The sequence below is a fragment of the uncultured Lactobacillus sp. genome, assembly GCF_902491705.1.
GTDB lineage: Bacteria > Bacillota > Bacilli > Lactobacillales > Lactobacillaceae > Lactobacillus.
The window spans coordinates 14,070-27,081 of the sequence record NZ_CABUIW010000029.1 but is presented as its reverse complement, the minus strand read 5'-3'; the positions used below and the strand labels follow the sequence as shown (position 1 = coordinate 27,081).

Below are 13,012 nucleotides of genomic sequence, written 5' to 3'. Positions count from 1 at the left end.
TTGTTCTTTATTAAATTTAGTCATAATAAAAGACCCAAAAGTGTCTAACTTTTGGGTCTCACTTCACTCATTATTTGTCTTTATTATTTTACTTTTTCTTGCTAAACCAAGTATTAACTTGCTTGCCTAACTTGTTAAAGTTCTTATTGTTGCTACCCCAAACAGAAATACTGTAGGCACTGCCTCTACCTTGAACAATCGCAGTGGCAAAGTCTTGATCACCAATAGCATAAACGCCGCCGCTGATGCCATTAACTAAACTTGGAAGAGGACGGTCTTTAGCAATCGTGCTAAGTACGCGACTAGCATGCTGACGGTTCAATACTCTACCTTGGTAAAGCCCGACCATTGTCTTAGTTAAATCATTGGCAGTTGTCTTGCCGTATGAATCACCGTTAAAGTTTTTGGCAATCGTTGTTTGCGTTGCACCCATTCTTTTTGCAATAGAGTCAACGTTATTTACACCGATTTTTCTAAGAAGCGCATTCGAAGCTGTCTTGTTACCCTTTAGCATTGCTTCACGCAAATAGGCAATACCATAAGCCATGTTGACTTGCAGCATTTTGTCGCCTTTTGCCTTATCAGATTTCTTAATCTTAATTGCGGTGTTAGTCCCCAACTTTCCTTTTTGTTCTTGCTCATAAAGCGCAATTAACAAGTAGAGCTTCATTGCTTTCTTTGCATCATGAGCTTTGCCTGTATTGGAAACTACAGCATAACGGCTGGAATTATTCAAATCTTGAATGGCAACTTGATAGCTATCGTCAATTCCCATTGTCTTCTTGACTATCTTAACTAGCTTCTTGTTACTGCCACTTTTGGCTTTCACATGGTTAGTATATTCAATTGAGTTAACCTTAGGTTCTTTCAGTGTCTTGACCTTTGGCTCTTTAGCTTTTTTCTTACTCTTTTTGTTAACCTTACTTACAGTTGGTCCAACAACTTTTAACTTAGCGTTTTCTACTCGTTTCATGTTGGATGAATACAGCAAGAAGGCAAGCAGCGTTGAAATAACCGCACCTACTAATACTTTATGTTTCATTTATTTGCCTCAATCTTAGAAGAAATGGTGCCGCTTCATCAGTATTACCAACCAAACCATCAAAACTATCATCAACAGGATAATCAAAATCCAGTCGAATGAATTTTTCAAAATTGGCAAAGAAACGTTCATCCCATAAAACCCAGTTAAAATGGTTGGAATTGTCAAAACCAATGACCACACAGTTAAGAACTGCATCGTGTCGTTCAGGTTGTTGTTTATCATGTTGTTGGATGTTGCTGATAGAGTCTTAGTAACCTGCTGCGAAATCTTAACCATTTCTGCGGACTGGCTTGATTCAATCAAAACGTCGTCGAGTCGTTCGCTAGCTTCTTTAGTAAAGTTCAACTTACTATGGTCCAAACTGTGAAGCATGATCAGATCAGTTTGAATTGAACTAGATAAATAAACCAAACTTTTTTCAATGTTTGATAGTTCAACCAAATCTTTGTTGTTAATGTCATCAGATAACTTTTGATCCAAGCTGTTACGCTCAACATCAAGCTGTGTAACGGCACGCTGGAAGTATTGTGAAGAATATAAGAAAAACAGCATGAGCAGTTCTGTTACATCTTTTGCTTCAGACAATCTTTCACGCATATGCTCATCGTTGAATTCGTCAAAAACATAACTGGTTGATTCAGTATGGAAAGTAAAGACATTTTCACCAACAACCAAAAATGTAATTGGGTGTGACGTAAAGTGCTTAATCGTATTAGTGGGCCAGATCGGTACATCGTAAACCAACAAGTGACTCTTGGTATGCAAGTCATAGTTGTAGTGGGGACGTTCGTGACGGTCGGAAATATATGAAATAATATCCGGCGTAAAATTGAACTCACTTTGCAATTTGTCGCTATCTTCCTCACTCAAATTGTTGATGTCATACCATTTGTATTTTGTTTCCACTGGGAAATTCTGCTGTCTTATCAACTGGCTCACCTCTGCAATTTTTATTTACCTATAAATGTTACCATTTTTCAACAAAAAAAGCAGACCCAGCACGGCCTGCTTTTAACATTAATTAATCGTTATTTAGTTTTATTGCTTCCAAGCAGCATCAAATTTTTGTTTACCAGCGTTAATTTGGCTGTTAACATTTTGACCCTTTTGAGCTGCGGATAAAATGTTTTGCATAATGCTGTTCAATTGTTGGAATGCAGCATTTGAGTTCTTTGAAACTGGAACACTGTATAAGTGCTTCATTGAGTCTTCAAGTTTAGCAGGAAGCTTAATGTTCTTGTTGTTCTTGTATTCACTTGAAGTTACAACGCTTTCGTTAACTGGGATGTAACCAGTTGCGTTAGCCCACTTAAGTTGGCTTGACTTAGAAGTTAAGAACTTAATGTACTTAAATGCGGCAGCCTTTTGATCAGCACTTGCGTGGTTGAACATGTAAATGTCAGTACCTTGTTGCATAGTGTACTTACCAGGACGAGGAGCAACATCGTAAGTAAACTTCTTACCTACACCTTGCTTAACAAATCCTTCACCTGCTGAAGTACCGATGAACATAGCAACCTTTTCGTTAGCAAATGGACCTGAAAGGTAGTGATCTGAACCGGCCATTCTGAAGTAACCCTTCTTAACACCATCTGCGTAGTAGTTAATAACTTTCTTTGAATCAGCACCACTGAAGTTAATCTTGTCTGAGAAGTCAACGCCTTCGTTCTTCATACCAAGAGTGTAGTAGTTAGAAAGTGAGTCAAAACCAGCACCTACAACCTTGTGGTTACTCTTCTTGTAAATAGTTTCTGACACTTGCTTAAGTTCATCCATAGTGGTTGGAACTTTCTTAATGCCATACTTCTTGAACATGTCAGCGTTGTAAGTCAAAGTTTCAATTGACTTGTTAAATGGAATACCGTATTGGGTACCCTTGATCTTAGCACCGTCAAGTAATTCGGTTCTAATGCCTGATGCCTTAGCACTGCCCCAACCAACATTCTTGTTGTTGATGTATGGAGTTAAGTTAACAAGCATCTTGTTTTGTGCAGCGTTCCAAAGCCAGCCTGGGTATGCTTGAGTAATAGTTGGCAAGTTGTTTGGTGATTGCAAAGTTGAGTTAATCTTAGCTTGCAAATCGTTATAAGCACCTTGGTTTTCCAACTTAACGTTGATCTTAGGGTTCTTCTTTTCGAATTCGTTAGTCAATTGCTTCAAAGTTGAACCTTGTACACCTGGCATAGCATTCCAAAAGACAACTGTAGTCTTCTTAGTAATCTTTGATGGAATCTTTTCTGAACTTGATGATGAAGAGTTGCTGCCACCATTTGAACAAGCAGCAGTTCCTACTAAGGCTAAAGCAGCAACGGCAGCCGTAGCAAGTTTCTTACTAAACTTCATTTGGATAAATCCTCCTAAAAAATAAAACTAAACAACAATTTTTTCATTTTACTAAAGCGTGATTGTTTGACCACGTTTAGGTAAAATACGTTCTCCAAATGGATTCTCTTCCAGCTCCGGATGCAATGTGTGCACCGGTGCCAAAATAGCTGGCTGAATCCCACTAATTATTTCCTTGAGTTCTTTTTCATCGGCATGACCTGAGCAGCGAAGCGCTACAAACTCAATATTTAGCTTATCGAATTGCTCTACAAATGGCTTGTAGGCAGGGTCGAAATCACCCAAAGGCTCAGCGTTTGAGTGGATGTATAATCCACCCTCCTGAAGCTTATCATAACCGCTTACAACTTGCCACAAGTATTTGTGATTATCTGCCAAAAGCTCGTCGTAGTTTACTTCAAGCTCAGGATTTAAATCGGAATACTTTTCATCTTCTGGCAAGTAGTAATATGAATAGTCTTGGTTAAGACTGTCCTTAAGCAAATGCGCACGCTTGGCATGAAGCACTACCTTACGTGGAGAATCTGAAATAATGCGAAGCAATCTCTCCACGTTAGTTGGATAAGTGTTAAAAGTAATCTGACGATCAGGGTTAGCTTTTTGCAAGCGGACGATTTCTTCAGTAAGTTCTACTTCATTCTTAGGGCCAGTGAATTCTTCGCTATTTTCATCATGCTTTTCTTCTGGCCAAGAAACCCCGGTACCTTCAATGATTAACATGTCGCTACCCTTAGCTGCCTTCATGAATGCACGAACCCAATCTGGGTGGTAGCCGTGCAAACGAATATCACCAGTGTAGGCAATTTGCTTGTCAGGCGTTTTAATCAATAAACCAGTAGCACCATATGCATCATGGTCACTAGGATATATTTCCAGGGTAATATCGCCCACTTTAATTGGCTTCTTGTATTCAGCCGCAATGATTGGACGCGTGTAGTTTTTAGCGTGGCCTGCAGCTGGCAAAAGGAAGTCGCCATTTTCATTTAAAGTAGGAAGCAAATGTGCAGTAATTGGACCTGCATAAAGTGGAATTTCAGGTGCGAGTAAATTCAAGGCCTTACTGTGGTCCAAGTGCAAGTGTGAAATATATGCTGCAGAATGTTCCCAGCGATCAGTATCAATTGGCTTACCGGTAATCTTTGGATCGTAGAAATTAGGTACGTCACCAATCAATTCATTCTTGATCAAAGTTTGATAACTTTCATCAGGTAGCTTTAATTCAGGGCGGTATACTTCGCCTAAGTCAAACAGAACATGTGACTTGTTATAAGCCACTTCAATCATTGGACCACCAATTGTAGTGAGTCCATTATAAAAAGTGACAGTTGTTTTATCCTTTAAGGTCATTGCGTACTACCCCTCTAATAATTTGCTTTCTAAAAATGAAGTACAAAATCAAGATTGGCAAAACAGTCAAGGTTGCAGCTGCTAATTGCAATTGAGTTTCACTACCTGCATCTGAAGCAAATGAAGTTAAACCGTTGTTAAGCAATCTCATGCTGTCTTCGTTAGTTACCAATAATGGCCATAGGAATGAATTCCAGCCTGAAATGAAGCTCAAAAGCGCAACAGTAAACAAACCACCTTTAGACATTGGTACCAAAATCTTCCAGATGTATTCCCAGTCGCTAGCTCCATCAATCATCGCAGCCTTATAAATAGTTTGTGAGATTGAGCCAAAGTAGCTTTGTAAGTAGTACATGTAGAAAATTGAAGTCAAGAATGGAAGTACCAAACCAATGTAAGTGTTAAGTAAGCCCATTCTGGCAATAGTGTTGTAGTTGGTAAAGATGATTGCTTCACCTGGCACCATCAAAAGTGATAAGAGAACAACTTGAACAATTCCTTTACCCTTGAATTTCAAGTTAACCATGGCAAAGGCACCAAGCAATGCGTTGAACAAACTAACCACAGTAGTTACAGTTGCTGTGATAAAGGTGTTCAAGAAGTAACGTGCAAATGGTGCTTGAGCAAAGACCTTAGCATAGTTTGACCATTCAAAATGCTTTGGAATAAGTGTTGGCGGAATAGTAGTAGTTTCTCTAAAACTCATTAAACCGCCCAAAATCATGTAAACGAATGGAAAGACAGTAATAATCGCAAAGATTGCCAAAACAATGTAGGCAATCAAAGTACCCCAACGAATCTTCTTCATTTTTACCGTCCCCCAATCTTCTTCATCATCTTACGTTGTAAGAACGTTACAAACATAATAATGAGGAATAAAACTACCGTTGCGGCCATCGCTACACCAGGAGTTCCTACAATTTGGAATTTGTTATAAATGTAGAACACTGCAGTAGTAGCTGAGTTACCGACACCAGCTTGACCGTTAAACAAGGCATATACGGAAGTATAAATCTTGAATGCGGCAATAATATTCATTGTCAATAAGAAGGCAATAGTTGGGACTAATTGTGGCATTGTGATGCGCCAGAATTTTTCAGTACCAGTTGCGCCATACATATCGGCAATAGTGTAGTAGTTTGGATCGATGTTACGAAGAGCACCCATCAAGATAACGATGTTAAAGGCCAAGGATGTCCAAACACCAAAGATAATAATGGTAGTAAGTGACATCGATGGATCATCAATCCAGTTAGGAGCTGGCAAGTGAAGTGCTCTAAGCAAGAAGTTAAGCATCCCGTACTCACCGTTAAAGATGTAACGGAACACAATACCAATCGCAATAGTTGAAGTAACATAAGGCATGAAGAAAGTCGTTTCAAAGAATGACTTGTGCTTTACTTTACTAAAAATGAACCAGGCTAACATGATTGAAATAGCCAAGGCAACAGGCACTGAAATCAATGCATATAAAATAGTGTTCTTAATAGCACGCCAAAATTCAGGGTCGCTAAAAATGTATTGATAGTTGCTAAAGCCGCTCCAGTTTAAGTTGATAAGTGGACCGCTTTGAAAACTCATTACAAAGGCCCGCAAAATTGGGTAGATACTAAAGAAAGTAACAAAGATAATTGTTGGCGCTAAAAAGAGCCAAGCTTTCTTTTGATTGCTCTTCATTAGTACACACGCTCTCCTTCCTTAGTAAAGAGGAATACGCGATCTAAGCGCATCTTTAAGTTGACGCTGTCGCCACGCTTAATTGGAGTTTCAAGATCAACAAGTGAACGAGCTTGAACGCCGTCATGAGTAAACTTCAAAATGCGTTCGCGGCCGATTAATTCAACGTCGTCAATCTTAGCTGAAACATCACCATTTTCAGCAGGCAAAATGTTTTCAGGACGAACTGACAATACGTATTCGCCATCAGTTAAGTCATGCTTGAAGCGATCTTTATCTAAATCAGCAACGTTAATTTCAAAGTCTGATCCGCTAATCTTGTCACCGTTAACAGTAACGTTGAAGTTATCGATAACAGGGTTACCAACGAAGTTAGCAACAAAGTAATTGTTTGGTTCAAGATAGAAGTTTTGACCCATATCGTCTTGTTGGATCACACCATTATTGAAGAGGATGATTTTATCACCGATAGATAAGGCTTCTTCTTGGTCGTGGGTAACAAATAAAGTAGTAATGCCCACTTTTTTAACTAAGTTACGGATTTCTTCACGAATCTTCAAACGTAATCTAGCATCAAGGTTACTCAAAGGTTCATCCATGAGCAAAATCTTAGGTTGTTGCACCAAAGCACGGGCAATGGCAACACGCTGTTGTTGACCACCTGACAAGTTACCTGGCTTTTGGTCAGCAAGTTCCATAATTTGCGTAGTTTCCATGTATTTTTCGGCAATTTCTTTAGCCTTATCCTTAGGCATCTTTTGTTTGCCGACAGTCAAAGGAAACATTACGTTTTGAAGTACTGTCATGTGTGGGTACAAAGCGTAGTTCTGGAAAACATAGCCAATTTGACGATCTTTAGGCGCTACGTTTACAACAGACTTGCCATCAAAACGAATGTCACCGCTGGTTGGGTTAAGTAAACCAGCAAGCATGTTTAAAATGGTCGTTTTACCACAACCTGAAGGGCCAAGCAAACATACAAGGTCGCCTTTTTTTACTGAAAAGCTAACGTCCTTGATTGCTTCATGACCATTGTCGTAAACCTTTTTAAGGTTCTTTACTTCCACGAATTTATCATCATTCATAAGATTCACACACCACTATATATTGATTTTAAGTTATAAATTTCTCTATTAATTCTAAGCTAAAGAGAGAAAAAGCACAAATGATTCAATTAAAAAATTCGTGGTTTCTCAGTGCTGATGAAATAAATTTCTCTCAGTATTCGTGTTTTGTTCGTAATCAAATGCTTACATTATCAAAAATATCCGTTTTGTTCGGGTTTACTAAATATTGTGGTACGTACCAAAAAAATCGATCATGAAATATATTCCATGATCGATTTTTGAATTATTTATTACATTTTGTTTTTTATAAGTTGTCGCCGCGTTCAAATTGATACTTAGAACTATTCAAAGCTTGTCTTACCAATTTGCTCATTAATTCCTTAGTCTTCTTGGTAATCACACCAGCGGTAACATCGTTTGCATTAGTTAAGTACTTGATAAGTTCAGTGCCATCAAGATCCTTAGCCTTTTCATCAATTGCATCGATTCTGCCAATACCGTAGCTTTGGCAATCATCACGGTAGGCATTTACTTCATAAATATATTGGTGATAGCGTGGTTCAACGATAACTTGCAAAGTCTTGTAAAGCCAGTATGCACTGCTATCTGGATCTACCATGTGGTCTGCAACCTTGTAGTTAAGAGGCGTATCTTCAATGTTAGTGTAGAAAGGAACATATGGAGAATATGCGTAAAAGCCCATGTTAATCCATTGAATGGCAGCCATCTTAGCAGGAACATCATTTCTAATTTGTAAGATGCTTGATTCTTGGTTTCTGTCCAAAGCAATTGAACGGAACATCTTTTGTTCTTTTTCAGTGCCGGATGAGAAAGTATCCATTGGATCATATGGAGTTCCATTGTAGTGACTAGTCAAAAACTTTTGAACGTCTTCAACGCCGATCTTCTTTTCAGGAACACGAGTGAATGGCATTTCTTGGCTAGTTGGATCTTGTTCAATACTTGGGTTGAACAACTTTTGGCCGTACCAAGTTCTTGGAGTATTGTAGAAAGCATCGGCTTCGTCTTTAGTACCAAAGATATCACGGAAACTAAAGCTGCCATCAGTAGAGTTATTCAAATGATTCTTTTCTACGAATTCTTGAATGCCATCGCTGAACATAAAGTTATCTGGATCATCAAAGTCAACGTTTTGGATAACCATGATGTTAGGGCAAATTGCGTATGAATCATCAGGAACACGAGCTGCTACCCATTGGTGACCTGCACCAGTTTCAAGGTACCAAACTTCTTTATTATCTGAAAAAGCAATACCGTTACTTTCACCAGTACCGTATTTTTCAATTAAACTACCTAAACGCTTAACACCTTCGCGAGCAGTCTTGACGAATGGCAAGGTGATGTAAACCATTGAGTCTTCGTTAATACCGTCTTCAACAAGTGGGTCATGACCTAAGCAGCGAGCATTAGTTGCTTCAGTTTCAGTAGCTGACATTGCAACGTTGTATTCGTTAATACCTTGTTCATCCCAGCGGCCTTCTGAGTCATCAGCAGTTGGAGCAGCGGTCCACTTGCAGCCGTCACCTTCAAGGTGCATCTTGAAGCCATTGTATTTTGAAACGTAGTCTTCATCGTAGTGACGAGCCTTGTTTACGACAAAAAGCTTTTCGTTAATGCCACCGTAACCGTCTTCGTCACGAGCGATCATAGTTGAACCATCGATTGAAGCGTCTTTACCGACAAGCATTGCGGTACAGTTATCTTTTTTCATTATTTACTTCCTTTTTATTTAAAAATCAAAAATTATAGTTTCTATTCTACTCTTCATTGACTCGCATTTGGCGATCAACTTTTGCTCTACCATTATCATAGTTAAATTCATAGCCTGGTTGAACATTATACAAATAAACATTGAAGTCCAAGCTGCCATCGGTTGACACGGCTTGGAGGTTAACTCCACGTGCCATGAGTTCGTTACCTCTAAAAATGGCGGTTGCTTGATAAATCACACGTTTATTTTGTCGCAAGGCTTTTCGCACCTTGCTTTCAAAGATCGTTTGAATTCTTTGGTTAGAAAAAGCAGATTGGGTGAACAAATTCTTAGGGTTGTTCTGATCACCTGATTGATTGCTTGGATCATAGTTTCCGCTTTGGTCAATACCGGCTGAAACTGAATAAGCAATTAGGTGACCACGGTTATAGATCTGAGTGCCGTTTCGTCGATTGTAGTGCCAAGCGGTTGGTTCAACAAACTGCCGCACACGCAGACTATCATTTGCGACATTACGACGCTCTAAAAAAGCGGTATTCGAGCGCGACGTCCTGTTTAATGAATCCAAATTAGAATAGATTACGCGATTCACTTTCCATGAGCTTTTAACTAAAGTTGACCGATTGTGGTTAACCTCGGTGTAGGCTTTTGACCCACTCTTAAAATTGAGATCAGCTAGCTTTTTATAATCAGCTTGCGACAAGCCTCCATAAACCTTCCCAGCTTTAGATGCCTTCTGGATTGTGTTTGTAGTTCGAGGCGTATTACCTGTAATTTCATTAATAAACTGGCTGCCATCAGGGTCGCTGCCAGCTTTAGTGAATACTCCCCAGACAATCGCAATAATTACAATAATGGATGAAAAAACTGTCCCTTGTTTTTTTCGTCTTCTTCTTGCCATATTTTTCTAACTCCGTGCCCAATCATCGAGCATCCCCAAAAAGAAGCTCTCTGACAAACGCTTAATCTTTGCACCGTCCTTAATTAAACTGCGTGCCGTATTCAAATCTTCGTTGTCGTTTCTGAAGAAGTCGTGGTCACCCATGATCAAATAATTGGTTGTTGGATCAACTTTATCCACAGCTTTTCCGCCCATATTATTGATCATCTTGTCAGCTTCGTCAGTATCCATGTGAATGTGTCCAGATAAAACGATCTGCTTGTTTTGCACAGGATTTCTAAAGCCAAGCTCGTAATAATCCACATCATCACTGGTTAAATCAACGTTTTTGATCGTGCCACGAGCCTTTTCAAGCAATTCATCTGTAAAGTTCTTACTAAAGTCGTTATAAACCTTGATTGTATCAAGCGAATCGGCTAAACCATGGTGCTCTTCTACTTGAGCAATTCCAGCGCGTTGCATGCAGTCGATTAAGCGGTTATGCCGCTCATGTGGATAAAATGCTCGAGCAAGTCTCAACACATCGACATAATCATTATTTAAAACCGGCAACTTATATTTTTGACTTAAATCATACAAAAAGTTCAAGTCAAAATTAACGTTGTAGCCGGCAATAATGTCATCACCGATGAATTCGCGAAATTCTTTGATCGCTTGCTCGGCAGGGATACCTTCATTAACAATTTGTTCTTCAGTAATTCCGTTTAACTTAGTAATAAAAGCAGGTACTTTATTATTTTTAGGGAACTTTACCAAGTTAGTATATTGATCAACGATTTGACCGTTTCTTACTTTAACTGCACCAAGTTCAGTGATTCGGTCGCGGTATGGACTAAGGCCTGTCGTTTCAATATCAAGCATTGTGTAGTTAGACAAAAAGTCTGGCGTCTCTTGCCCTTTTTGGCGCAATTTATCTTGTGCACCAGAAACATGCAAGATTCCGTTTTTTACGTAGATACTCATTTCTCACCTATTTAGTTAATTTCATCATCATATCGTGTGAATTAGTGTCAAAACCAGCTGATCTCTTTTGAACATCATCTGGTAAATCTTCAGTAGCTAAGTCAGCTGCAACATAGTGCCAGTTAGGGAATTGTTCAACTAACTTAACCATTGGATCAAGTAGTTGTGGACTGGTCTCATCAACGCCAAGTTCTAAGACAACGACCTTCTTATCCTCATTACCAGTTAAGAACCAGCGGAAGCGAGTGTTAGCATCAGTATCTGGGAAAAAGTTGGCGTTAAGTGGCATGTGCAATTCCATTGGAGAATTGCAGTCTTCACATTTTGGCACTTCGCCTTTCCCTTCTAAGTACTTCTTAACGACTTCGCGATCGTCTTTTTGACCGTGATTAATGCCGCTAGAACATTGCATTCTGGTCCAATCACCAAAGGCGTTGAAGATACGATTTTCATTAAAGCCAGCATTTTCAAAGAAATGGCCAAAGGTACTAGTTGCAATAAAGTATTGCTTTCCTTCAAGCAGCTTCTTTAAAGCCAACATGGTTTCACTTGGTTCATATTCAAGTGAATATTCGTTAACTAGTTGACTCCAGAAGTCCCATTGTTCATCCCATGTATCGAACTTCTTATCAAGTGCATCCCCAATTGTATGCACATCATACTTGTCAGCGACTTTGCCGAATTGATCATCAAAGTTCTCCTCACTTAAGATGTCGAGGCCCTCTTCTTTAGCCATGCCATTACCGGCAGTGACGATTACAGCGTCAGCGTCCTTGACCCATTCTTTTACCTTAGTTAAATCTGTCATGATAATTCTCTTTTCCTAATTATTTGCATATCCTGTGAAATGCAATTGTCCATCAATATATTCGCCTAAAAAGACGTCGTTAATACCATTATAACCTGCTTTTTCTACTTCTTGCTCAAGCCAAGATTCATCCTTGTGGATTAGCTCTAACACATCGGTATTGGCTTGCCCGTCACTAATGATTGGGAAGCGGATATTTGCCTCATCGTTTTCGATGATCGTTAATTGACCATTCTGTTCAAAAATACAGTTCTTTACTTTTTCCACAGAATAAATGCCACGACTTCTCAGTTTAAACATTAATTCATTAGCAGAAATTCCGGCCTTCATGCAGTTACCTACTAGGACCTTGCCGTTCTTAATCACTTGAACCGGCTTGCCATCTACGATTCCACGAACCCAGCTGTTATGATCGCGGCTGAATTTCAAGATAAAGACAACTAGAGTCCAGATAATTAAAACTAATAAGAATTGCAAAATAGAAATGTTGGGGTTATAGATCAAACCACCGATGATGCCACCTAAAACGTAGTTCTGCAGCTGATCAAGGGCAGTGGTTGGAGCCAGGTTGCTTTTACCAAAAACATTGATCTGAATAATTAAAGTCAAAATGCCAAGGGTAAATTTAATAAAAAGTTGAGTATAGTCAAGTTGCATGATTAATTCCTCACATCCACTCTATGATCGATTACATGAGCTTGCGTCAATGAATAAGTATTTCGATCAGTGTTTAAGTTCAACTGATAATCGACATTCTTAGAATCAATTCGCACGATCATTCCGTTGACTAAGGTGGTTGAACTTACTAAGACGTCTGAAGTTTTAACGTTTTCGTCTCGGGCAACGGATTTGATAAATGGAATGATTTGGGTTGCTTGAGACTTTTGCATGTTAATTTGTGTGTACTTCTCATATTGTGTCCCCACAAATAATAGTAAGAAGAGCAAGGCGATGATGCCTAAATCGCGATATCTTGTGGCGAAGCGGTTGTGCAAATAAAGAATAGTAAAAATAATCATGGCGGCGGCCGCAATCAAGGTTAACACGTAGAAGATTGCGCGGTCGGTATTCTGATTATTCTGAATGTAATTCATAGTGTAAAAAGTCATGAAAATGCTCCTTTCTAATT

13 protein-coding genes are annotated in these 13,012 nt (G+C 39.1%); all 13 read right to left on the bottom strand.

From position 1 onward, the window contains the following. Nucleotides 1–88: 88 nt before the first annotated feature. The 13 genes from RDN22_RS06730 to RDN22_RS06670 all read right to left on the bottom strand — a co-directional run bounded on the left by RDN22_RS06730 (nucleotide 89) and on the right by RDN22_RS06670 (nucleotide 12,992). Nucleotides 89–1,042: a serine hydrolase gene (locus tag RDN22_RS06730; protein ID WP_308556928.1), complete on the bottom strand. Its 954-nt coding sequence runs from the start codon at nucleotides 1,040–1,042 to the stop codon at nucleotides 89–91. Between the two features lie 15 nt (nucleotides 1,043–1,057). Next, the gene (locus RDN22_RS06725) at nucleotides 1,058–1,975 is read right to left on the bottom strand and encodes a magnesium transporter CorA family protein (protein ID WP_308556927.1); all 918 of its coding nucleotides are present in this window, start codon (nucleotides 1,973–1,975) and stop codon (nucleotides 1,058–1,060) included. 108 nt (nucleotides 1,976–2,083) lie between these two features. Further along, a complete protein-coding gene (locus RDN22_RS06720) occupies nucleotides 2,084–3,388 on the bottom strand; it encodes an extracellular solute-binding protein (protein ID WP_308556925.1) in 1,305 nt (434 codons plus the stop codon). A 51-nt stretch (nucleotides 3,389–3,439) separates the two neighbouring features. After that, complete coding sequence (locus RDN22_RS06715; protein WP_308556923.1) at nucleotides 3,440–4,735, bottom strand: MBL fold metallo-hydrolase; 1,296 nt, start codon at nucleotides 4,733–4,735, stop codon at nucleotides 3,440–3,442. Continuing rightward, the gene (locus RDN22_RS06710) at nucleotides 4,719–5,543 is read right to left on the bottom strand and encodes a carbohydrate ABC transporter permease (protein ID WP_308556921.1); all 825 of its coding nucleotides are present in this window, start codon (nucleotides 5,541–5,543) and stop codon (nucleotides 4,719–4,721) included. Before RDN22_RS06710 ends, RDN22_RS06715 begins: the two co-directional genes overlap by 17 nt. Before the next feature lie 2 nt (nucleotides 5,544–5,545). Continuing rightward, entirely contained in the window at nucleotides 5,546–6,412 is an 867-nt protein-coding gene (locus tag RDN22_RS06705; protein ID WP_308556920.1) for a sugar ABC transporter permease, read from the bottom strand. Beyond that, nucleotides 6,412–7,497 carry an ABC transporter ATP-binding protein gene (locus RDN22_RS06700; RefSeq protein WP_308556919.1) on the bottom strand — a complete coding sequence of 362 codons (1,086 nt, stop codon included), beginning with the start codon at nucleotides 7,495–7,497 and terminating at the stop codon, nucleotides 6,412–6,414. The genes RDN22_RS06705 and RDN22_RS06700 overlap by 1 nt, the downstream gene beginning before the upstream one ends. Nucleotides 7,498–7,783: 286 nt before the next feature. Next, nucleotides 7,784–9,211 (bottom strand): C69 family dipeptidase, encoded by a 1,428-nt coding sequence (locus RDN22_RS06695; protein WP_308556918.1) that lies wholly within the window; start codon nucleotides 9,209–9,211, stop codon nucleotides 7,784–7,786. Between the two features lie 46 nt (nucleotides 9,212–9,257). Next, complete coding sequence (locus RDN22_RS06690) at nucleotides 9,258–10,112, bottom strand: DNA/RNA non-specific endonuclease (RefSeq protein ID WP_308556916.1); 855 nt, start codon at nucleotides 10,110–10,112, stop codon at nucleotides 9,258–9,260. A 6-nt stretch (nucleotides 10,113–10,118) separates the two neighbouring features. Then, a complete protein-coding gene (locus tag RDN22_RS06685; RefSeq protein WP_308556914.1) occupies nucleotides 10,119–11,075 on the bottom strand; it encodes an exonuclease domain-containing protein in 957 nt (318 codons plus the stop codon). Between the two features lie 7 nt (nucleotides 11,076–11,082). After that, nucleotides 11,083–11,883, bottom strand: a complete 801-nt coding sequence (locus tag RDN22_RS06680) for a Sir2 family NAD-dependent protein deacetylase (protein WP_308556911.1) — start codon at nucleotides 11,881–11,883, stop codon at nucleotides 11,083–11,085. Nucleotides 11,884–11,898: 15 nt separating this feature from the next. Beyond that, entirely contained in the window at nucleotides 11,899–12,540 is a 642-nt protein-coding gene (locus tag RDN22_RS06675; protein WP_308556909.1) for a DUF421 domain-containing protein, read from the bottom strand. 2 nt (nucleotides 12,541–12,542) lie between these two features. Next, complete coding sequence (locus RDN22_RS06670) at nucleotides 12,543–12,992, bottom strand: DUF3290 domain-containing protein (protein ID WP_308556907.1); 450 nt, start codon at nucleotides 12,990–12,992, stop codon at nucleotides 12,543–12,545. Between the last annotated feature and the right edge of the window lie 20 nt (nucleotides 12,993–13,012).

Bases quoted from the DNA above. Each gene is read 5' to 3' on its own strand.
- RDN22_RS06720 (WP_308556925.1), bottom strand. From the start codon at position 3,388: ATGAAGTTTAGTAAGAAACTTGCTACGGCTGCCGTTGCTGCTTTAGCC.
- RDN22_RS06715 (WP_308556923.1), bottom strand. From the start codon at position 4,735: ATGACCTTAAAGGATAAAACAACTGTCACTTTTTATAATGGACTCACT.
- RDN22_RS06675 (WP_308556909.1), bottom strand. From the start codon at position 12,540: ATGCAACTTGACTATACTCAACTTTTTATTAAATTTACCCTTGGCATT.
- RDN22_RS06730 (WP_308556928.1), bottom strand. From the start codon at position 1,042: ATGAAACATAAAGTATTAGTAGGTGCGGTTATTTCAACGCTGCTTGCC.
- RDN22_RS06700 (WP_308556919.1), bottom strand. From the start codon at position 7,497: ATGAATGATGATAAATTCGTGGAAGTAAAGAACCTTAAAAAGGTTTAC.
- RDN22_RS06705 (WP_308556920.1), bottom strand. From the start codon at position 6,412: ATGAAGAGCAATCAAAAGAAAGCTTGGCTCTTTTTAGCGCCAACAATT.
- RDN22_RS06685 (WP_308556914.1), bottom strand. From the start codon at position 11,075: ATGAGTATCTACGTAAAAAACGGAATCTTGCATGTTTCTGGTGCACAA.
- RDN22_RS06710 (WP_308556921.1), bottom strand. From the start codon at position 5,543: ATGAAGAAGATTCGTTGGGGTACTTTGATTGCCTACATTGTTTTGGCA.
- RDN22_RS06680 (WP_308556911.1), bottom strand. From the start codon at position 11,883: ATGACAGATTTAACTAAGGTAAAAGAATGGGTCAAGGACGCTGACGCT.
- RDN22_RS06690 (WP_308556916.1), bottom strand. From the start codon at position 10,112: ATGGCAAGAAGAAGACGAAAAAAACAAGGGACAGTTTTTTCATCCATT.
- RDN22_RS06695 (WP_308556918.1), bottom strand. From the start codon at position 9,211: ATGAAAAAAGATAACTGTACCGCAATGCTTGTCGGTAAAGACGCTTCA.
- RDN22_RS06670 (WP_308556907.1), bottom strand. From the start codon at position 12,992: ATGACTTTTTACACTATGAATTACATTCAGAATAATCAGAATACCGAC.